The sequence below is a fragment of the Demequina sp. genome, assembly GCF_049841215.1.
Lineage (GTDB): Bacteria > Actinomycetota > Actinomycetes > Actinomycetales > Demequinaceae > Demequina.
The window spans coordinates 1-20,968 of record NZ_JASGEO010000018.1; the positions used below are offsets into that span (position 1 = coordinate 1).

At 67.4% G+C, this 20,968-nt stretch carries 19 protein-coding genes; 10 read left to right on the forward strand and 9 right to left on the reverse strand.

Translation table 11 applies throughout. From position 1 onward, the window contains the following. The 3 genes from QM618_RS09525 to QM618_RS09535 all read right to left on the reverse strand — a co-directional run. On the reverse strand, positions 1-2,283 hold a 2,283-nt coding region (locus QM618_RS09525; RefSeq protein WP_428097733.1), incomplete at its 3' end, for a glycosyltransferase family 2 protein. A 39-nt stretch (positions 2,284-2,322) separates the two neighbouring features. Further along, a complete protein-coding gene (locus QM618_RS09530; protein ID WP_428097737.1) occupies positions 2,323-2,640 on the reverse strand; it encodes a WhiB family transcriptional regulator in 318 nt (105 codons plus the stop codon). 78 nt (positions 2,641-2,718) lie between these two features. Continuing rightward, positions 2,719-3,720: a glycosyltransferase family 2 protein gene (locus tag QM618_RS09535; protein ID WP_428097739.1), complete on the reverse strand. Its 1,002-nt coding sequence runs from the start codon at positions 3,718-3,720 to the stop codon at positions 2,719-2,721. Positions 3,721-3,797: 77 nt separating this feature from the next. Here QM618_RS09535 and QM618_RS09540 point away from each other — a divergent pair, with 77 nt between their 5' ends. Together QM618_RS09540 and QM618_RS09545 are read left to right on the forward strand one after the other, a co-directional pair. Then, on the forward strand, positions 3,798-5,003 hold the full coding sequence (locus tag QM618_RS09540; protein WP_428097742.1) for an LCP family protein: 1,206 nt from the start codon (positions 3,798-3,800) through the stop codon (positions 5,001-5,003). A gap of 89 nt (positions 5,004-5,092) precedes the next feature. Beyond that, positions 5,093-6,298, forward strand: coding sequence for an LCP family protein (locus QM618_RS09545; RefSeq protein WP_428097746.1), 1,206 nt, complete (start codon positions 5,093-5,095; stop codon positions 6,296-6,298). Between the two features lie 28 nt (positions 6,299-6,326). Here QM618_RS09545 and purE read toward each other — a convergent pair whose 3' ends face one another. Further along, positions 6,327-6,812, reverse strand: coding sequence for a 5-(carboxyamino)imidazole ribonucleotide mutase (gene purE / locus QM618_RS09550; protein ID WP_428097749.1), 486 nt, complete (start codon positions 6,810-6,812; stop codon positions 6,327-6,329). Continuing rightward, positions 6,809-7,975: a 5-(carboxyamino)imidazole ribonucleotide synthase gene (locus tag QM618_RS09555; protein ID WP_428097752.1), complete on the reverse strand. Its 1,167-nt coding sequence runs from the start codon at positions 7,973-7,975 to the stop codon at positions 6,809-6,811. Before QM618_RS09555 ends, purE begins: the two co-directional genes overlap by 4 nt. Before the next feature lie 31 nt (positions 7,976-8,006). Here QM618_RS09555 and QM618_RS09560 point away from each other — a divergent pair, with 31 nt between their 5' ends. After that, complete coding sequence (locus QM618_RS09560) at positions 8,007-8,504, forward strand: GtrA family protein (protein ID WP_428097756.1); 498 nt, start codon at positions 8,007-8,009, stop codon at positions 8,502-8,504. Here QM618_RS09560 and QM618_RS09565 read toward each other — a convergent pair. Both QM618_RS09565 and QM618_RS09570 read right to left on the reverse strand, forming a co-directional pair. Further along, positions 8,479-9,789 (reverse strand): ATP-binding protein, encoded by a 1,311-nt coding sequence (locus QM618_RS09565; protein ID WP_428097760.1) that lies wholly within the window; start codon positions 9,787-9,789, stop codon positions 8,479-8,481. The two genes, QM618_RS09560 and QM618_RS09565, sit on opposite strands and share 26 nt — an antisense overlap. 2 nt (positions 9,790-9,791) lie before the next feature. After that, the gene (locus QM618_RS09570) at positions 9,792-10,469 is read right to left on the reverse strand and encodes a response regulator transcription factor (protein ID WP_428097763.1); all 678 of its coding nucleotides are present in this window, start codon (positions 10,467-10,469) and stop codon (positions 9,792-9,794) included. 115 nt (positions 10,470-10,584) lie between these two features. Here QM618_RS09570 and QM618_RS09575 point away from each other — a divergent pair, with 115 nt between their 5' ends. The 3 genes from QM618_RS09575 (at position 10,585) to QM618_RS09585 (ending at position 17,335) form a co-directional block, all read left to right on the forward strand. Beyond that, a complete protein-coding gene (locus QM618_RS09575) occupies positions 10,585-12,663 on the forward strand; it encodes a hypothetical protein (RefSeq protein ID WP_428097767.1) in 2,079 nt (692 codons plus the stop codon). A gap of 94 nt (positions 12,664-12,757) precedes the next feature. After that, positions 12,758-14,419, forward strand: a complete 1,662-nt coding sequence (locus tag QM618_RS09580) for a glycoside hydrolase 5 family protein (RefSeq protein ID WP_428097770.1) — start codon at positions 12,758-12,760, stop codon at positions 14,417-14,419. A gap of 51 nt (positions 14,420-14,470) precedes the next feature. Further along, a complete protein-coding gene (locus QM618_RS09585) occupies positions 14,471-17,335 on the forward strand; it encodes an FtsK/SpoIIIE domain-containing protein (RefSeq protein WP_428097773.1) in 2,865 nt (954 codons plus the stop codon). Here QM618_RS09585 and QM618_RS09590 read toward each other — a convergent pair. Next, on the reverse strand, positions 17,324-17,710 hold the full coding sequence (locus QM618_RS09590) for a hypothetical protein (RefSeq protein WP_428097776.1): 387 nt from the start codon (positions 17,708-17,710) through the stop codon (positions 17,324-17,326). The genes QM618_RS09585 and QM618_RS09590 overlap by 12 nt on opposite strands. Before the next feature lie 172 nt (positions 17,711-17,882). Between QM618_RS09590 and QM618_RS09595 the strand changes: the two genes are divergently transcribed. After that, positions 17,883-18,137: a WhiB family transcriptional regulator gene (locus QM618_RS09595; protein WP_428097779.1), complete on the forward strand. Its 255-nt coding sequence runs from the start codon at positions 17,883-17,885 to the stop codon at positions 18,135-18,137. A 19-nt stretch (positions 18,138-18,156) separates the two neighbouring features. Here QM618_RS09595 and QM618_RS09600 read toward each other — a convergent pair whose 3' ends face one another. Next, on the reverse strand, positions 18,157-19,605 hold the full coding sequence (locus QM618_RS09600; protein WP_428097783.1) for a sensor histidine kinase: 1,449 nt from the start codon (positions 19,603-19,605) through the stop codon (positions 18,157-18,159). A 49-nt stretch (positions 19,606-19,654) separates the two neighbouring features. Between QM618_RS09600 and QM618_RS09605 the strand changes: the two genes are divergently transcribed. From QM618_RS09605 to QM618_RS09615, 3 genes are read left to right on the forward strand one after another with little or no spacing between them, the layout of a single operon-like run. After that, positions 19,655-20,146, forward strand: coding sequence for a DUF2505 domain-containing protein (locus tag QM618_RS09605; protein ID WP_428097786.1), 492 nt, complete (start codon positions 19,655-19,657; stop codon positions 20,144-20,146). Next, positions 20,131-20,508 (forward strand): CrcB family protein, encoded by a 378-nt coding sequence (locus QM618_RS09610; protein WP_428097790.1) that lies wholly within the window; start codon positions 20,131-20,133, stop codon positions 20,506-20,508. The genes QM618_RS09605 and QM618_RS09610 overlap by 16 nt, the downstream gene beginning before the upstream one ends. Next, a complete protein-coding gene (locus QM618_RS09615) occupies positions 20,505-20,864 on the forward strand; it encodes a fluoride efflux transporter FluC (RefSeq protein WP_428097793.1) in 360 nt (119 codons plus the stop codon). Before QM618_RS09610 ends, QM618_RS09615 begins: the two co-directional genes overlap by 4 nt. Positions 20,865-20,968: the final 104 nt, after the last annotated feature.

The following is a 20,968-nucleotide window of genomic DNA, read 5'->3' on the forward strand; positions in this document are numbered from 1 at the left end:
GCCCACGGCCGCTACCGCGGCCGCCCGGCGCGCCCGCTGCCACCCGCCCGAGTGCCACACGCCATGCGATGCAGCAGCGGCGCCGCCAAGAGCTCCCACGAGCGCGAAAGACAGCCCCGGGCCGCTCCATCCGTTGGCGGCGGCGGCCCCCGCGCCATCAGGCCACTGCACTACTGCGCGCTGCGCGGCGAAGGTGGCCGCGAGCCCAAGCGCAGACACGATGAGGCCGAGGCTCACGGCGCGCGTGGCGCGCCCACTCAGCAGGGCAATGAGCACGGCAACGCTCACGGTGATCGCGATCGCGGCCACCACGCCCGGGGCCGCGTACCACTGCGAACCACCAGGGGATGTGTCGAGGGTCAGCACGGTGCGCCAAGGCTCCGCCACCTCGCTCGCACCGGAGGGTCCCGGCTCTCTGGCGAGAATCTCCCACGCGCCACCCACGGACCGCGTGCCCCATGCGGCAACGAGCGCCGGTCCGGACACCGCGAGAGCCGGCACCGCGATGAGCAGCACCCGGAACCACCGCTTGCCTGCGAACGCAGCTACCAGCACCAAGGCGAGCACGGCGGGAACGAGCACCACAGGCGCCACCGCGACCACGAAAGCCAACACGAGGGCGGCGAACGCGGCCGCGGAAGGTGACGCGACCCGTCGGGCCGTGAACTCGTCACCCTTCGCGAGCGCTTCGCCGCGATACCACCCCAGGGATCTCACCACCCCAAGCGCCACGAGTGGCACCGCAAGGTGCGCGAGCACGGCGCCGATGCGCCCTTGGGATACCGACACGAGGAACGGCGGCCAGGCCGCGTAGGCAAGGGCGGCGACGGCGCGCACGGACACCGCGCGCGTTGCTGCTCCCACCGCGAACCACGCGCTCACCGCCGCGAGCACCACGCCAAACGTGAGCACAAGCCCCAGCCACAGGCGCATTCCCCCAGGAAGGGCTGCGAACGGAACCATGGCCACAGAGAATGCGCCGTCGAGCGATGGCGCCCCGTAACCCGCGTCAGACCATCCCGTCCATGAGCGCTGCCACAGGGTGTGCCAATTGACGTCCGTGACGCCAAGCAGTGAACCGGAGAGCATCTGACCGCCGATGAGTGCGGGCACCCAGGCCCCGAAGACCGCCATGGCAATGCCCGTGCTCACGATGACAACCAGGGCGAGCATCCAGCGCCGCCGTGTTGCCGTTGCGGCCAGCTCGTCGCGAATCATGCCCGTTGGCGTGACCGCGGTGCGCCACTTGTCGTATGCGCGCAAATACCGAGTGCGCACGTAGTGCACCACTTCGCTGGGGGTGGCGAGCAGACCGCTCACCGCGCTGGCCCGCACGGTTGCCCGTTTGCGCGCGCGATGCCGGGATCGCGGCAGGCCGCCCGATCGGCCGAGCACTCGCCATGGCACGCCGAGATCCACCCAGGCCGTGCGCGCCTCGTTCTGCGACACGCGCAGCAAGGCGCGCGCTACCCCGGAGAGGAAGGCCCACACGAGCAGCACGGGGACGGCGAGCAGCGGCGCCCACACCAGCGCGTGGTACCACTCGCTCGTGCGGCGAGCTGCGTACGAGGCGCGTGAGCCACGCGACCGCGTGGCCGGATCGCGACGCCCGGATAGGCTCAATTGGGCGTGCCGCACCAACGCTCCAGGAACCACCACCACGTCGTAGCCCGCTCGCCACGCGCGCCTGCAGAAGTCCGCGCTCTCGCCGAACCCGCGGTAGCTGGGATCGAAGCCCCCCAGCTGCTCCCACGCGTCACGGCGCACGAGTGCTCCCGCGGCAGAAACAGCGAGAACGTCGTCTCGCCAGTCGTATTGCCCCTGGTTGATGTCGTTATCGTCCACGAGGTCTACGCGCCTGGCGCCGTAGCGCGACACCGTGGAGCCAAGGCTGATGAGCCGAGCAGAATCGCGCCATCGCACCTGCGCGGCGCCAACGATCGCGGCTCGCGAGCGCTTGCGCGCGGTGGCCGCAAGTCGCGAGAGGACATCGGGAAGGGGGGCGCTGTCGTCGTGCAGCAGCCACACGTACTCGCCGTCGGTGGCCGGGTAGTTCGCGAGGACGTCGCGGATCGCGTCGCCGTAGCTGGCCGACGCTGGAAGGGCCGTGACCTCCGCCTGGAGTCCCGCTGGGGTCGTCACAGCGACGTCGCCGACGGTCGCGATGTGGAGGGAATCCGGAGTGAAATCCTGCGCGGCGATCGAGGCAAGCACCTCGCCAAGGAATCGGGAACGGCCGTCCGTCACCACAATGGCGCGCACAAAAACGCGTGCCGTCGTCATCGCACGCTCACGCGCCCGGCTTGGCGCGTCCCTCGCGGACTAAACGGCGCGGCGCTTGAGCTTGCGGCGCTCACGCTCGGACAGGCCACCCCAGATGCCGAACCTCTCATCATTGGCGAGCGCGTAGTCGAGGCACTCGGCGCGCACGTCACACGAGGTGCACACCTTCTTGGCCTCACGCGTGGATCCTCCCTTTTCGGGGAAGAACGCCTCAGGGTCTGTCTGAGCGCACAGTGCACGCTCTTGCCACGCCAGCGGACCGTCGTCGACTCCGCTGAAAATGTCCACCACCGACGCCAATGTCGGTGCGGGAGTGCGCGCGTCCGAGGGCACTGAACCTTCGTAGATATTCCACATAGGCCCTCCCTAGATCGCAGGCAGGCGAACCCGCCTAGAGGAATTACACCGTTGTAATCCGGTTGCGTCAAGTCGAGACTAGCCAATGCCACGCAGATACCCCGTACCCCACGCCATGTGCATCGTCGCGAGGACACCAGGAAGCAGGAGCAGACTGCGCAACGGAAGGTCGCGAACGTGCGTCGCGGAGGCAAGCAAAACCCCTGCCAGATAGCCGACGGGGGCCACAAAGCCCAGCGCCAGCAGCGACAGCCCGGTGGCAAGACCAACCACGCCAAGGACCAGTCCACCAGCTACCGCGAGCGCCGCAATCGGTGCCGCGAGGTACCTCAAAGATTTTGAGTCGGGATGGACACGCGCCACTTCCCTGCGCCAACGGCCCGATTCATGGAACTGGCGCGCGAGCGCTCGCCATGTTCGGCGCGGCTCGTACGGCACCTGCATCGACGGCACAAACCACACGTCGAAACCCGCGTGCCGCAGCCGGTAGTTGAGTTCCCAATCCTGCGCCCTGCGGAAGTGTTCGTCATAGCCGCCAACCGCCGCGAGCGCCTCGCGCCGGAACGCGCCCAAGTACACGGACGCGGCGCTGCCCTCGGCGCCGCCAACGCGGTGCCCTGCCCCGCCAATTCCCCACGGCGAGGACATGGCGACGGCAATCGCTTTGCCAAGCACGCCGTCGGACGTAGGAACCATGCGCCCGCCAACATTGCCTGCCCCCGTGCGTGCCAACGCGGCCACGGCCTGGGCAAGGTATCCGTGCGGAAGGCGAGCGTGGCCGTCGGTGCGGATAACCACCGGGTTACGTGAGGCGGCAATGGCCAGGTTGAGGCCCGACGGTGTGGCACCAGTTGGGTTCGCCACGAGGACTACGCGGGGGTCGGCTGCCAAGTGCTCGGCGATCGCGTCCGTGCCGTCGGTCGAGGGACCGAGCCCAATGACAAGTTCGAGCGGCCCGGGGTAGCCGTTGTCGAGCACCGCTTCGACGGCCCCAGCGAGGTAGCGCTCCTCGTTAAGTACCGGCATCACCACGCTGACGGGAGCGCGCTCGGCATCCAGATCAGGCAGCGCATTACTCACGGGTCGAGGGTAGCCCGCAACGGGGCCGCGGCACGCCTGACGCCTGGGCGCGGCGGGAATGCTTACACTCGGTACCCATGACCGTGGAGCAGCAGCCCGAGGCCTCCGTTGCCCCGTCGCACGCGCACCGCGGTTCTCCAAGCAGGCTGTGGACGTGGGCGGCATGCGCCATCGCGGGAGCTGCCGGGTTTGGCCTCGTGTATGCCAACACCGTGGTTGGCCAGGTTGACGGCGCATTCACACCGATTGACAACTCGCAGCTCATCAGCGACGCCCCGGAGCCGACCACCTCCGAGTCGCCGGACCCAGAGGACCTCAACGACGGCGAGTCCCTCAACATCTTGCTCATGGGCTCCGATGCCCGCGACGGCGAAAACGGCAAGATCGGCGGCAAGGTTGCGGACGGCATGCGCAACGACACGACGATCATCATGCACATTTCTGCGGACCGCTCCCGCGTAGACCTGGTGTCGATCCCGCGCGATGCGCAGGTGGAGATCCCCAAGTGCAAGTACTTCGACGGGAGCTCCATCCCCGCAACCAGCGGCGACTTCAACATCTCCTTCTCGAACGGCGGCCGCCACGGCAACGCCGCGGAGGCGGCCGCGTGCACCATCAACACCGTGCAGAAGATGTCCGGCCTCACGATTGACCACTGGGCCGTCGTTGACTTCTCCGGATTCGAGGACATGATCGACGCGATAGGCGGAGTGCCGATGTGCATCCCCGAGCGGATCGTCTCGAAGAAGGCCAAGGTGGACCTCAAGGCGGGCCCGCAAGTTCTCAACGGCAAAGAGGCGCTCGGCATTGCCCGCATGCGCACCGCAGAGGTAGGCGACGTCTCCGGATCCGACCTGCAGCGCATCGCCCGACAGCACCAGTTGTTGCGCCAGACCGCTCGCGTGATCCTGTCGAAGAACCTGCTCACGGATGCCGGAGAACTCACGCTGTTCCTCAAGTCCGCGGCGTCCGCGATGACGATGGATCCCGACCTGGCGAGCACCAAGTACCTGCTTGGCCTTGCCTTCAGCCTGCGTAACATCGCGCCCTCGAGCATTAACTTCTACACGGTGCCGTGGAAGCTCACGGATGACTACCTGGACGTGATCATCCTCAAGAGCGCCGGTACCATGTGGAAGGAACTCAAGGCCGACAAGCCGCTGACGAAGGTTGGCAACGACGACGCCGGTGACGCATGGGAAGAGGTCATCGACAAGTCTCCAGAGCCGGTGCCAACCGACACCGATGCGACGGAATCGATCCTCAGCGAGTGCACAGCCTGAGTTTGTGGGGAACCCAGCAACGCCCGTGAGCGTTGTGGCAACGGAGCAATAGACACGTCCGCGCGCCCCCGCGCGCCCAAGGAGGACTCGTGACCAGGAACGACCGCGCTGCACAGCGCGCGCGCCACGGCAGCACCGGAGCCGGCAACTCCGTGTTGCGGGCGCTCGCTGCAGTGACCGCTGGCGCGCTCGGCTTTGGCATCGTCATGGGCACGATGTACTGGGAGAACCTCTCCAACTCCTTCACCACTCAAGACATCTCCGGCCTGGTTGGCGCGCCCGTGACGACGGACAGCGCCACGCCTACCGCCACGGCAGACGCAACCCCCGTCGACTCCGCCGCAGGAAACGACGTCAACATCCTGCTCGTGGGCTCGGACAGCCGCTCTGGCGCCAACGGCGACATCGGCGGCAAGGTCACGGAGGGCATGCGCTCCGACACCACGATGATCATGCACATCTCCGCGGACCGCTCGCGGATCGACTTCCTCTCCGTGCCCCGCGACATGCGCGTACGCGTGAGCGACTGCAAGATGCTCGACGGCTCCACGGTTAAGGGCTGGACGGGCAAGTTCAACATCGCCTTCGCCAACGGCGGCAAGAACGGCAACGAGGCCGAGGGCGCGGCGTGCACCATGAAGACGCTGCAGGACCTCACGGGCATCACGTTCGACCACTACGCGGTGGTGGACTTCGCGGGCTTCGAGAAGATGATCAACGCCGTTGACGGCGTCCCCATGTGCATCCCGGAGAACATCGACGACCGCCGCTCCAAGCTCCACGTCAAGGCCGGGGCCCGTGTCCTCAACGGCAAGACGGCGCTCGCCTACGCACGTGTTCGCCACATCGGCGACGGCACGGACCTGCAGCGCATCGAGCGTCAGCAAGACCTCATGACCAACCTCGCCAAGAAGGTGCTTGGCATGAACGTGCTCACGGACGCGCCGCAGCTCACGCTGCTGCTGAAGTCCGCAGGCGAGTCCATGACCATGGACCCCGAACTGGGATCGCTGACCTACCTGCTTGGCCTCGGCTACTCGCTGCGCAACATCGACCAAAACAACATCAACTTCATGACCGTGCCGTGGCAGTATGCGGGCGACAAGTCCGGCGACGTGCTCGCCAAGGACGAGGCGAAGACGGTTTACAAGCGCATCAAGAACGACATCCCGATGGATGGCGGAAAGACGCAAAGCGCGGACCCCTCGACGTCACCAGACCCGAGCACGTCCACGTCCGCCTCGCCGACGCCAGAGCGCCTCACCGAGGACGAGATCCTCGCAGCCTGCAAGTAGGTCTTGGCGGTTACTGAGACCGCGGCGCTTATTGAGACCGCAGTGCCTCACCTTTGGCGTGCGCGGTGTCGCGCAACTGCTCCTGGAACGTCGCCATCTTCTGAGCGAGTTCCACGTCCGCAATGGACAACATTCGCACGGCGAGCAGTCCGGCATTGCGCGCGCCGCCGATGGACACGGTGGCCACGGGAACACCCGCGGGCATCTGGACGATGGACAGCAGTGAGTCCATGCCGTCGAGGTGCTTGAGCGGCACGGGAACCCCGATGACGGGAAGTGTCGTTACGGACGCGAGCATTCCTGGCAGGTGTGCAGCCCCGCCCGCGCCAGCGATGATGACCTTGAGCCCGCGCTGAGCGGCCGATCGCCCGTAGGCGATCATTTCCTCCGGCATGCGGTGCGCGGAGACCACGTCCTTCTCAAAGCTCACGCCAAACTCGGTGAGGGCCTCTGCCGCCGCGGCCATCACGGGCCAGTCGGAGTCCGATCCCATGACAATGCCAACATCGGTCATGCCTCACCTCCGGTTGCCGTTGCGCGTCGCGGTGCGCCGTCCCTCACGATATCGGCAGCCTCCCGCGCGCGGCTGAGGGTGTGCTCAAGATCGTCCCCCGCAACCGTCACGTGGCCCACTTTCCTGCCTGGCCGCACGTCCTTGCCGTACAAGTGAATCTTGGCCCCAGAGTCGGGCACCTCACCAAGCGCCGAGGCAAGATGCTCGCGAGAGCCGCCGAGTACGTTGGCCATGACCGTCCACGGCGCGGTGGGTGTCACGTCTCCAAGCGGGAGGTCGAGCACGGCGCGCAAGTGCTGCTCGAACTGTCCGGTGACGGCGCCATCCATGGACCAATGACCGGAGTTGTGCGGCCGCATGGCGAGCTCGTTGACCACTACGGAACCGTCCACCTCGAACAGCTCAACGGCGAGCATGCCCACCACGTCGAGTTCCATCGCGATCGTGATGGCGAGGCCCTGCGCGGCGGCCGCAAGCAGCGGATCCAGCCCGGGAGCCGGAGCGATCACCTCCGCGCAGATTCCGTCACGCTGCGTGGACTCCACCACGGGATACGCGACCACATTGCCCTGCGGCGTGCGCGCCACTTGCGCAGAAAGTTCCCTGGTAAAGGCTACTTTTTGCTCCACGAGTAGGCGCGGACCGCCTTCGGCGGCCGCGGCGATCCAGTCGTCCGCTTCCACGGCGGAACGCACCACGCGCACACCCTTGCCGTCGTAGCCACCGCGGGCCGTCTTCAGCACCGCAACGCCGCCGTGGGCCGCGAGGAAGGCGTCGAGATCGTCGTGCGTGTGCACGGGCGCCCACGCCGGATTGGGGGCGCCAAGAGCGTCCATGCGCTCGCGCATCACGATCTTGTCTTGCGCAAAGGCGAGCGCTTCGGCCGAGGGGAACGCCGGAATTCCTCGCTGCGCCGCCGCCTCAAAAACGGCCGCGGGGATGTGTTCGTGCTCCCACGTGACCACGTCCGCGCCATCGAGCACGGCGGCAACCGCGTCGGCATCGCCCGGCATACCAACCACGATCTGGTGCGCGCTCGCCGCCGCTGCGGCGTCTGGCGACTCGACGAGCACCCGCAACGTGACACCCAACTCCGTGGCTGGTCCGGTCATCATGCGGGCGAGCTGGCCGCCGCCGATCACGGCGACAATGGGGGCGGTCATGCGTACAACCTACCGGCGATAGGCTTGCCCGATGCTCGCCTGGATCCGTTCTCACGCAGGAGAACTGGGCCGCTTTGGCGTGGTGGGCATCGCCGGCGTGTTCGTCAACCTTGGGGTGTTCAACCTCTTGAGGTTGGGGCCGCTGAGCGAGGACTCCACGTTCCTTGGCGAGCAGGACCGCGTCATCACGGCGAAGGTCATCGCCACTCTCGTCTCGATCGTGTTCGCGTGGGCCGCGCACCGGTCGTGGACCTTCAAGGGCAAGCGCACCCACCGGCCTCTGCGGGAACTCATCATCTTTGGCCTGGTGAACCTCGTGGCTATCGTCGCCGAGGTTGGCACCGTCGCGATCAGCCACTACGTGCTTGACTTCACGAGCCTCGCGGCGGACAACATCGCCTCAATCATCGGCATTGGGATTGGCACCGTGCTGAGATACCTGGGATACAAGCTGTTTGTGTTCGCCGAGCAGCCCCCCGCCGCGCTGCTGTCTGGCGCCGGCGTCAGCGACGCCGACGACGCTCTTTGACCGCCTTGCCGTGAGGCACAACCGTGTCCAGATCCACCATCGTGGGGACTCCCTGAAGGAACACGGCGAACACGGCGGGCACGCGCTGCGCGAGCTCTAGCCTGCCGCCATCCGCGGTGACCAGGTCACGCGCGAGCGCGAGGCCAAGGCCCGTTCCGCGGCCACCGGTCACCTCGCGCTCAAAGATGCGCGCGGAGATGATCTCCGGAACTCCGGGCCCGGAATCTCCCACCTCGATCACCACCGCTTGGCTGCCCTTTGACTCGCGAGCTGCCACCGTGGTGGTGCCCGCCCCGTGCTTGAGCGAGTTTTCGATGAGGGTGGCAAGCACTTGGGCGAGACCGCCCGGCGTGGCGAAGGCCATCGCCTCCGTGGGCTCGATTCGCACCTCGCGGCCCGCCTTGGTGAACACCGCGGACCACTCTTCGCGCTGCTGCTCGAACACGTCCTCGAGCCTCACCAGTTCCGTGCCAGAGCCGAGCGCTTTTCGCGTGCGGCCCAACAGGTCATCGACCACTCCAACGAGCCGCTCCACCTGCTCAAGCGAACGCTCCGCCTCCTCGCGCACCTCCGGCTGTGTGGTGGTAGCCGCGATCTCCTCAAGCCGCATCGAGAGCGCGGTGAGCGGCGTACGCAACTGGTGGGAAGCGTCGGACGCGAACTGGCGCTCCGCCGCTAGACGCGCGGCCATGCGATCGGAACTTCGCGCCAACTCGTCGGCCACTTGGTCGATCTCCTCGATTCCCGTGTGGTCGAGGCGCGGCCTTACCTGGCCGGAGCCGATCTGCTCCGCGCTTGCCGCGAGGTACACCAAAGGCGCGGTGAGGCGATTCGCCTGCCAGATGGCCATGGCGACTCCCGCGAGCACCGCGATGGTGCCAACAGCGAGCACCAGGCCAACGGCCCGCGCGGCCTCCCAGAACACGTCCCACCACGATTCGTACATGATGACGACGATCCCCGAGTCTGTGACGTCGCTTGCCGTGTAGGACGACGACGGTTGCTCACCCGCGGTGAGCACGTCACCGTTGGGCATCGTCACGGCGATGAAGTACGGAGCGTCGGCGGAGTAGCCAACGTAGGTCTCAAGATTCTGGGTGGTGATGGCCTCGCCCGCGTTGTAGCGCACCTCGAGCGCCCTGCCAGCCGTTGCTGCTCGCGCCTGGAGGTCCCGCATGGCATCGTCGCGCACCAGTTGGGCCGCAGCGATAGCGAGCGGAATGCCAAGCAACACCACTGCCACCCCGACGGCCGAGATGGTCGCGATGAGGACGCGACGGCGCAAGATCAGTCGTCGTTCTCGAAGCGGAACCCCATGCCGCGCACGGTGGTGATGTAGCGCGGCTGCGTTGCGTCGTCGCCGAGTTTGCGGCGCAGCCAGGACACGTGCATGTCAAGGGTCTTGGACGGCGCGCCCGGCTCCGCGGACCACACCTCATGCATGAGGGTCTCGCGCGACACAACAGAGCCCGCGTTCGCGACCAGCGCGTGCAAGAGGTCGAACTCCTTGCCGCTGAGCTGGAGTTCCTTGCCGTCAATGAAGGCCCGGTGACCCGAGACGTCGACGCGCACTGCGCCAACTTCGACATCGCCTTGCGCATCGGCGCCCGTGCGGCGGCGCAGCAACGCCCGCACGCGAGCGAGCAGCTCCGCGAGCCGGAACGGCTTCGTCACGTAGTCGTCCGCTCCCGCGTCGAGGCCAACCACCAGGTCAACCTCGTCCGCGCGCGCGGTCAGCATGAGGATGGGCACGAGCAGGCCTTTGTCCCGCACGCGCCTGGCAACATCTACGCCGTCGATGTCCGGAAGTCCCAAATCAAGAATCAGCAGGTCTGCGGAATCGGCCGCCTCAACACCGCCTAAACCGGTGCCGTGCCACTCGACGTCGTAGCCCTCCCTGCCCAAAGCGCGGGTCAAGGGTTCTGAAATGGTCGGGTCATCTTCGACCAAGACAATTCTGGTCATGCGCCCACGATACCCGGGCCCACCGACTTTGCGAGGCGAACGGCTCGCGCGCCCACAATTCGCGCCCACGAGCCCTCGCTCGCGCACCGTGCGCACCCAGGTAGGCTCTGCGAGCGTGGCTGATGTAGCGGTACGTGCGCGCACACGCGCGCACCTGTGGGTTGCCGCGGCGCCGGAGCGCATCGTGCAGGTCATCGTGGCGCTGTCGCTAGCTGCGGGCCTCACCGTGACCCTCGGCCAGTTCCGCCCGTGGACCGTGCTCCCGCTCGCCGCGCTACTCGTGGCCGCAACGTGGCGCCCGTTCCGTCCGCGCGTGAGCGCCACAGACGTCTCCGGTGCGCGGCTCGCGCTTATCGCCGCAGCGGGTTGGGCCGCCCTCAACTGGGTCCTCACCTCAGAGTTCCTCATCGTGGTGCGCGACCCTGGCTTCCTCACACTGTCCGGGGTGTGGCTCTCCGACCACCCGTCAACGGACATCCCCGTGCTCGGAGCCGACGAGGCCGCGGCCGTGCAATCCAACATGCTCGCCGACGCCTCGCAGGCATGGAACCTCAGCGGCGACATGATCCAGCCCCAAGGCGCCAAGATGCTGCCCGCGACGATCGCGGTTGGCGGCTGGGTTGCAGGCATCTGGGGAGTGCTCGGTTTCAACATTCTCATCGGCACGGTTGGCCTGCTCGCGGTCTACGCGCTCGGCCGCCACTTCCTCGGCCCGCGCGTAGCGCTCGCTCCCATGTGCGCGTTCGGCCTCACCGTTGCGCACATCGCCCTGTCTCGCTCCGCCTATTCCGAACCCCTCACCGCTTTGCTCGTGGTCGCCGCGATTCTGTGGGCGTGGCGCGGTCTGCGCGAGCGCTCCACCGCACTCGTCGTGGCGGGCTCCCTGCTTGCGGGCGCCACCACTCTCATCAGGATTGATGGTGCCCTGTTCGCTGCGGGCGCCGCCCTTGGCATCGTGGTTGCCTTGGCACTGTCCGACGCTGCACGGACGTGGCGCATTCGTGCGGCTGTGCTCTCGGTCGCCTTCCAAGGGGCGGCCGTGTGGGCCGGGTATTGGTCGCTCGAGCGGTGGAGCACCGCGTACTGGGAGCGTCTCGCCCCGCAAACAGAGTCCCTCATCAAGGTGTACCTGCTGATCGCGGGTGTGCTGCTGGTGTGGGCCATTGCGTGGCTGAGCCCGTTGCGGGCGGATCGCCTGCTGTCCGCGCCGTTCCGGTCGATGGGAGTGCGCGGCGCGCAGGTGCTCGGCGGACTCGTGATGACGGTGCTCTTGGTGCTCGCTTCGAGGCCGCTGTGGACCACCGTGCACCGCGGCACCACGGATCCCGTCGACATCTTCACCAACTCGGTGGTGCAGTACTTCCAAGAGTCCCAAGGTCTGCCGGTTGACCCAACGCGCACATACGCGGAAAGCACCGTCGCGTGGGTGAGCTACTACCTCACCTGGCCGCTCGTGCTGCTCGCGATTCTTGGCTTCGGCATCGCCACCTACCGCGCTGCGAGGGGTCGCGGCGAGTGGGCGGTCTTCCTTGGCGCCACCCTTGTCCCTTCGCTGCTGTACTTCTGGGCGCCAGAGATTGTGCCGGACCAGGTGTGGGCAATCCGCCGCTTCGAGCCCATGACGCTTCCCGCCTTCGCGCTCGCGGCCACGCTCGCGGCGATCTGGCTGGCCAAACGCTTCGCGGAGCCGCGCCGCAGGCGGCTCGCGACCGCGTGGGCGGTGTGGCTCACCGCGTTATTGCCGCTGTCCACGTGGGTGATCATCGACACGAGCCTCGAGTACGGCGTGCGCGGCCCAACCCCCCTCGTAATCCGCGAAATGGGCGGCTCTTTGGACCAGATGAATGAGCTGTGCGCGATCGCGCCTGGCCACCCGATCGTGCTCGCGGGCACGTCGTCACACTTCGGTTCGCTACGCGTGATGTGCGACGAGCCCGTTGTCCTCGCGCTGTCGGCACCAACGAAGGAGTCCCTCGCGCAGATGGCGCAGATCTTCGGCGAACAGCCGGTGGTCCTCACGCGCGACACCACGTGGTTCGAGTGGCAAGCGGACCCCTCCGTGCTCGTGTCGTCGACGGTGCGCCAGTCCGGGTATCAACTTGGAGGCCTGCCGCGCACCTATATCGACAGGGACTACGAGTGGTACGCGGGCCTCGTCACCGACGATGGCACGCTCGCTCCGATTACGGAGTAGTCACGGTTGCCACACCAGGCACCATAACGATTCGCGCCGCACCCTAGAATGGCGGCCAGGCGGGCATCGGGGCCCGCGTTAGGCGAGGTAGATCATGGCCGACGACCACACGCACGCAGACCATGCTGGAGTTCGCAGGGCGGGAAACATTCTGCTCGCGCTCGGCGCCCTCCTCACCATCGGTGCCCTTGTTGTTGGGGTCGTCACCAGCGGCGACAACGGCGCCCCGGAACCGTCCGAGGGCCCCTCGCTCACGCCGTCGGGCAGTGCCAGCCCAAGCCCAAGCGCAGAACCGGCGAGTTTCGTCACGCGCGACGGCAGCGACCTTGTACTCGACGGAAAGCCATTCCGCTACGCCGGCGCGAACGCGTACACGCTCATGTTCGAGCAGCCGGCCACGCTCGCTGTGTACATGAAGACCGCGAAGGAGTCGAACCTCACGGTGATGCGCACGTGGGCGTTCTGGGACGTGGGCACCGAGGACGGCGACATGGCCGTGGAGATTAACAACCGCAACATTTGGTTCCACTATTGGGACGTCGAGGCGAACGCGCCCGCGTTCAACGATGGCGAGAACGGCCTGGAACACCTTGACCAGGTGATCGCGGCTGCCAAGGAGTACGACATCAAGCTGGTGCTTCCGCTTGTCAACAACTGGACGCCTTTTGGCGGCATCGACCAGTACGTGCGCTGGGCTGGCGGCCAATACCACGACGACTTCTTCACCAACGAACAGATCAAGGGCTGGTACAAGGAGTGGGTCGACCACCTGCTCAACCGCACCAACACCATCACGGGCATCAAGTACAAGGACGATCCAACGATCCTCGCGTGGGAGCTGGGCAATGAGCTGCAATGCTCGGACGCCGGCCCGTACCCGCCAAGCCCCAACTGTGGCTCCGACATCATGGTGACCTGGGCAGACGAGATGTCGCAGTACGTGCGCTCTGTCGACCCCAACCATCTCATCGGCTTTGGTGGCGAGGGCTTCCTGTGCACCGAGCCCGGGGGCGCGGACTGGCTCACGAACTGCTCGGCGAGCGCTGACCCCGTGGCGCTGCTAGCGCTCGAGAACATCGACTGGCACGGCATTCACATCTACCCGTACCACTGGGAGCCCACGGAGCCAACGAGCGACTGGGAGGACTGGGGTGCGTGGTGGATCGACACTCACGCCGGCATCGCTACAGATGCGGGCAAGCCGTTCTACATCGGTGAATACGGGTGGGTTGACCCCGGCGCGAGGATGCTCGTGTACGACAACTGGCTCACGCATTTCTACGACGGTGGCGGCGACGGCTCGCACTTCTGGGTGATGCAGCCCGCCTCTTCCATTGCGGCGCCTACGGATGGCGTTGGCTTCACGCAGAAGTGCCCGGGTCCGTCGTGTGACCTGGTCTCCAACTGGTCGCTGCACGTTGGCCAAGGCGTGCCGTTCAGCGACTTTGGGCCCATCGCGGAGAACGACTTCGCCTTCGCGGACGCGGACGGCAACGCGAGCATCGACGTGCTGGCCAACGACAAGGTCTACGCCCCGGCCACGTTCGATGCGGCGACGATTGACCTGGACCCGGAGACCGCGGGAGTGCAGTCCACGCTCGAGACGGACTCCGGCACGTTCAGCGTGGTCGACGGCGTGGTGAAGTTCGCGGCCGCTGCCGGTCCTGACTCGGCGAGAGCCACATACACCGTGTCCGACAGCGACGGCCGTGAGGCGATCGCCCGCCAGATCTCCATCTCGCCCAAGTCCAACTGAGTTATCCACAGGCGCCCTCGCAGCGCCGCGTGAAGCGGCGATGCTTGGCGCATGCGGATTACGGCAGGTGACATCGAGCTTGAGGTGCGCGCCGGCGTGCCCGCGAGCGCGATCACGGAATTTGCGAGTCGCCATGGAGCGTCGCTGCCCGAGCGGCCGTTCTGCGGGCCCACGCGTTTGGGCGCCGACCACCCTGCAGGGCTTTCGCCTCTCGTCGAGCACGCGCGCCTCACCCAAACACCGGGGCCCGACGCTCGTCCCCGGCCGGGCATTCACCTCGCCGTTGTCGCGGGTCCGGACGCCGGCGCCGTTGCCACGCTCACGGAAGACCTTGTCATTGGGCGCGCGGACGCGGCAGGACTCCGACTCACCGACGTGCGCGCGAGCGCCGAGCACGCGCGACTTACGCGCGGAACGGTTCGCGACTGCGGCTCGCGCAACGGCACTCGAGCCTTCGGGGCGCGCGTGCGCTGGCGCAAGAAGCTTGGCCCCGGTGCCACGCTCGAGGTGGGCGACTCGGTGATCGTCGTGGGTTCGCCGGAGGCGGTCGCTCAGGCCCCCGCACACGCGGCCACATGGGGGCTCGCCTCGGCGGCCACGGCGGGGCTGTCCGCCGCGGGCTTTGCACTGATCACGGGACACTGGCAGTTCGCGGTGGTGGCGCTCGCGGTTCCCGCCATAGGTGCCATCGCCGTGTTGGTGCGGCGCAACCGTCGCGTTGCCCCCGCGCCCCTGCTCGACGTCACGGGCACCCTTGGCCTCGATCCGCTTCCACCAGGGGGTGTGAGTGTCGCGGGCCCGCGCGGACTCATTCGCGCCGTCACGTTGACCACTGGGCGGCCCGCGCGCGAGTCGCGCCAATGGGAACCCTGGATGGAGCGCTTGCCCGCGGCCGCGCGAGACGTGGTCTGGCTCGAGACAAACGAGGAGCCGCCATCGTGGGCAGAGGTGACGATCGCCGCAAGGGCAAACACTGTGGTCCTGAGCGCGCAAGGCGAGCACACCGTGGCGCCACTGCCTCTCGTGAGCCGGCCACATGCGGAGGCGAGCGCTCGGCGCATAGCGGCCGCAGCGTCGGGCATGGGAATTCCCCGCTCCGTGACGTGGGCGGAACTTCCCCCACCCGCCGCGGACTCGCTCGCAGTGCGGCTCGGGCTTGGCGAGGCGGGTCCCGTCTACCTAGACCTTGTCGCCGATGGCCCCCACGTGCTGGTTGCCGGCACCACGGGCTCCGGCAAGTCGGAGGCGCTGCGCACCATCGTCACGTCTGTCGCGCACGACTACTCTCCCCAGCAGGTGACGTTCGCGCTCATCGATTTCAAGGGCGGGGCGGGTCTTGGGGACTGCGCGGCGCTGCCGCACGTGGCGTCCGTGCTCACGGACCTTGAGCCGCACCTCGCGCGCCGGTGCCTGCTCGCGTTGGGGGCAGAACTCGCGCAGCGTAAGCGCGCGGCCGCGAGCGCAGGAGCCTCGTCCTACACCGACTGGGATGCGCCGCCCCCGCGCATCGTGGTGGTCGTCGACGAATTCCAGGAGATCGCCTCCGCGGACAGGGACTTCATTCCCCAACTGGCTCAACTCGCAGCCCAAGGGCGCTCCCTGGGGGTGCACCTTGTGCTCGCCACGCAACGCCCCTCGGGAGCGGTGGGAGCAGATGTGCGGGCCAATATCTCCACCACACTTGCGCTGCGCACGGCGTCCGAGGCCGAGTCTCGCGACCTCATCGGCACCGCCGCGGCCGCACACATCCCCGTGGACTCGCCGGGGCGCGCGGTACTGCTGCGCGGCACAGAGACGCTTGAGGTACAGGTGGCTATCCCAACGGCTGATCCCCCGCCCCCAATCCGGCTCGCTGAGGCTGCCCCCGTGCCGGGCACGCCGCTTGGGGAGGCGGCCACGCGCCGACACACCGGCACCGCTACACCGCTGTGGCTGCCCCCGCTGCCGTCCCTCGTGACGCCTGCGCTCGATGCCTCGGGCTTCGTGCTGGGGATCGCGGACCTGCCCACCGAGCGCCGGAGAGAGGCGTGGCGGTGGGATCCGGCGGCGGGGCCACTCGTGATCACTGGCCCTCCGCGCTCTGGCAGATCGTCCGTGCTCAGGGCGGTGGGCGCCCGCGCCACGCGTGAGGGGCTGCGACCGGTGTGGGTACCGGCGGACGCCCGCAGGGCGGTGCGCACGCTCGCTATCGCGGCAGAGACTGCCGGTTGCGTGCTGCTACTCGACGACGCGCAACGCACGCTCTCCCTGGCCTCCGCCGCGGATCCGGAGGTCACTGAACTGCTCACGGAATGCCTCCGGCGCGCACCAGCGGCTCTCGTGGTTCCGCCAGCGTGGGCGCACCACCGGCTCGTGTCAGGAGCTGGGGCCGCGATGGTCCTCGCCGGGTTGGCAGCCGCGGATGACGCGTTGTGGGACGTTCCCGTGTCGCTACGCGGACTTCCGGCAACGCAAGGGCGCGCGCGATGCAGCGCAGCGCAGGGGTGGGCAGAGGTGCACGTTGCGTATGAGGCGGAGTGGGCGCCCACCGACGTGATCGCACCGCTTCCAGCCACGGCGCCTTCCACGGTGCCCGCGAGCGCGATCGGTGTTGGGGGAGACGACGGCGCGCCCCTCTGCCTTCCTCGGGGCCAGGCCGCCGTGGTGGGACCCGCGGGCGACGAGCGAGAGGCAATAGCCCTGCGCGTTCAGGCGGCAACGGGGGCCGTTCCTCTCGTCATGGACACGGGAATGACACTCGGGATGCCGGGGACGCAGACGCCTCGAGTTGTCGTATGTGTGCGCCCAACGGCTCGCTCGCTTCGCGAGGTCACGCGTGTTAATGCCCACGGACTCATCGAACCCACCCACGTTGCATTTCGCGCGGTGGTGATCGTCGACGGCGTGCCAAGCGCGGTGCAGGTGCTACCCAGCTAGCGCCCGCTCCTTTGCCAACTGAACGAGCGGCACCAGGCCAACAATCGCGGCGACAAGCGCGGCCGGCCCGTACATGTAGTCGCCGACACTCACCAAGTAGGCGCCAGAAAGCCCAAGCAGAATCTGCCAGGTGATAGCGGGAGAGATGGCCCAGCGTCGGGCCTGCAACAGCCCGCGCGCAAGCAACCCGAGGCCAACTGCTGCGATTCCGCCGGCCACTGTGTAAAGCCAACTCGAGTACACACCGGAGCCAAAGTCATTGAGCACAAAGATCACGTTCACGACCGCGAGGACGCCAATCAGCGCCGCCTCAACCACGATGACGACGAAGGCGAACGTCCACCACTTTGAGCGGGGAGCATTTTCGGCGTCCACAGCGTTAAACATACCGAATGCGTTTGTGAGACAACCCACAAGAAAGACCCCTTGTCACACGTTCGTAACCTGTGAGAACCTAGACGAAGTGCAATCGCGAGAGCGCGAGAGCAGCCCCAGTCGACAAGACCCTGGCTGCGCCGCGCCTTGCTCAATCTCCTAAGGAGACCCCATGGATTGGCGCGACCGCGCTGCTTGCCTCGACGTTGACGACCCCGAGCTGTTCTTCCCGGTGGGCAACACCGGCCCTGCGCTCGTGCAGATCGAACGTGCGAAGGCCGTCTGCAACTCGTGCGACGTTCGCGAGACGTGCCTGCAGTGGGCGATGGAGCACAACCAGGACTCTGGTGTGTGGGGTGGCCTTTCCGAGGACGAGCGCCGCTCGCTCAAGCGCCGCGCAGCTCGCGCTCGCCGCGCCGCTAAGTAACGCCTCCGCGACGGCGCGCCTAGCGCCGCTCGCCGACGTGCGCGGACAGTTCCACCGCTGAGCCATTCTCCGTGCGCTTCCACGTGATCTGACCCGCCAGCTCGTTCTCGACGAGCGTGCGCACGATTGAGGAGCCGAGCCCAGAAGGCTCGTGATCAAGTCCAACGCCGTCGTCCGCGATCGTGACGAACACGTCGTCGCCTTCGCGGCGAGCGGTCACGGTGATGATGCCTCGCTCGCGCCCCTCGAAGCCGTGCTCCACCGCGTTCGTCACCAGCTCCGTCATCACGAGCGCAAGCGATGATGCGTACTGGGCGTGGATGTAACCAAAGTCGCCTTCGCGCACCAGCTGCACTTGCACGCCAGGTGACGCGACCTCGGCCGCCATGCGCATCGAGCGCGCGGCAAGATCGTCAAAGTTCACCAGCTCATCGAGCGTCCCTGACAGGGTCTCGTGCACGAGCGCGATCGTCGACACCCTGCGCATCGCCTCGGCGAGCGCCTCCTTGGCCTCTGGCGCCTCAACTCGCCGCGACTGCAGCCGCAACAGCGCTGCCACCGTCTGGAGATTGTTCTTCACGCGGTGGTGGATCTCGCGGATGGTGGCGTCCTTGGTGATGAGCTCGCGCTCGCGGCGGCGCAGCTCAGTGACGTCGCGGCACAGCAGTAGCGCGCCCACGCGCGAACCACGATCAAGGATCGGCAGCGCGCGCAGCGACAGGCACGCGCCGTTCACCTCAAGGTCGGTGCGCCACGCGGCGCGCCCCATCACCACAAGCGCGAGCGTCTCGTTGACGAGCCCCTTGTCCGTGATGAGTTCGCTCGTCACTTGCGGCAGCGAGCGGTTCATGAGCGAACCGAGCACCCCCAAGCGGTGAAAGCACGACAGCGCATTGGGCGAGGCGTACGCAACGTGACCGGAGGCGTCGAGCCGCAGCACGCCGTCGCCAACACGTGGGGCGCCGCGGCGGGGGCCGGTTACGGAGGTGTGCACGGGGTACTCCCCGCGCGTGATCATGCTCAGGATGTCGTCGGCCGCACCCTTGTAGTTAAGTTCGAGCCTGCTCGACGACCGCGATACCGCTTGCGACACCTCGCGGGTCAGCACCGCGATGGGCCGCCCATTCATCACGACGGGCAACGCATCCTCGCGCACCGCGTAGGTCTCGTCCCAACGCGGCTCTCGAGACGCGACGATCCCCCCTTCGTCGAGCGCTCGCTGCAGGTGCGCGATCCTGCCCGACGCTGCCATGGTTCCCACGACGTCGTCCAGGTGGACGGTTGGTCCCGTTGAGGGACGGCATTGGGCAACAGCGACGAAGCCCTCGTCGACGGACCGCCACAGAATGAGGTCCGCGAACGAGAGGTCGGCGACAATCTGCCAGTCCGCAACCAAGGACGCGAGCCACTCTGCCTCTTCGTCGGTGAGGGCGCCGTACCGTTCAGCAGTCTCTCGCAGGGTGGCCACGGCTCTAGCGTAGGGTGCCCGCAAGGGTAATCTGGCGCGGGAGGTAATCGTGCAATTCACCCATCGCCATGTCTTTCAAGCAGACGTTGACCGCGTCTGCGCCATGTTCGCCGATCCCGAGTTCGCCACGCGGCGCGCCGCCGCAACGCCTGGCGGTGAGGGCGAGGCGTGGGTCGACGGCACCTCCGACGGGCCGTTCACCGTCTCGATCCGCCGCATCGTTCCCGCGACCTCCATTCCTGCGGAGTTCCGCTCCTTTGTGGGCAAGGACCTGCACGTTCGGTACAACGAGGTGTGGGAGGCTCCGTCCGGCGACGATCGCGTCGGCACGTTCGCCGTGGAGATTCAGGGGGCTCCCGGTCACGCAGCCGGCGCGGTGGGCCTGTCTCCCGTTGAGGGCGGCACCGAGTTCCTCGCCACGGGAGAAGTGAAGGTCACGATCCCGCTGTTCGGCTCGATGGTGGAAAAGGTCGTTGTCGACGCCGTGACCAAGGGCCTCAAGCAGGAGCTCGCCAGCGCGGATGCATGGTTAGCGCAATAGCCACCCGAGTGGCGCTTGCCTTTGCCGGCGGTTGCGTGGGGGGCGCGCTGAGGATTGGGCTCGGGCAGGTCTTCCCCGATGCCGACGGCATCCCGTGGACGCTGCTCGCGATTAACCTCGTCGGCTCGTTCACCATCGGGATCGTCGGCGTGCTGTGGGGAGCGCGCGCCCATCTGTGGCCACTGCTAGGGCCAGGGCTGCTCGGCGGCTTCACCACGTTCTCCGCAATCGCCGCCATGGCGTGGACTACCGCGGTGGGGCCTGGCATGTCATTCACGATCCTCGCCGCGAGCCTCATCGTTTGCACGCTCGCGGCGAAGGCGGGCGTCTACGTCGCCGAGGTTCGCAAGGGAGCCCTATGAGCGCGTGGGTTTACGTTGCGGGGATCGTCGCATGTGGCGTGGGCGCGGCCGCTCGTTACGCGCTTGGCCTTGCGCGGCGCGAGGGTTCTTTTCCTTGGCCTACTGTGGCGGCCAATGTGGTGGGCTCCGCAGTTCTTGGCGCGGCAGCGGGGGCGGTGGCGACGGGAGCGCCTGAGTGGGTGCTCGTGGTCGGTGGGGCGGGTCTCGCGGGCGGCTTGAGCACGTTCTCGTCGCTCGCTCTCGACGCCGTCACGCTGTGGGGAACGGCCCGACGCTGGGGCGCGGTGGCGTACCTTGGCGCCACTTTTGCGCTTGGCATCGGGGCGGCGTGGCTCGGCTGGCTCGTCACTTCATAACGATTCGATAACGGACTTCTCCCGAGGTAAATCGCACTCTTAGCGCACGCGAGGATGGAACCCGCGCGGCCCCGGAGCCGCCACCCCCAACGCGAAGGAGTGTT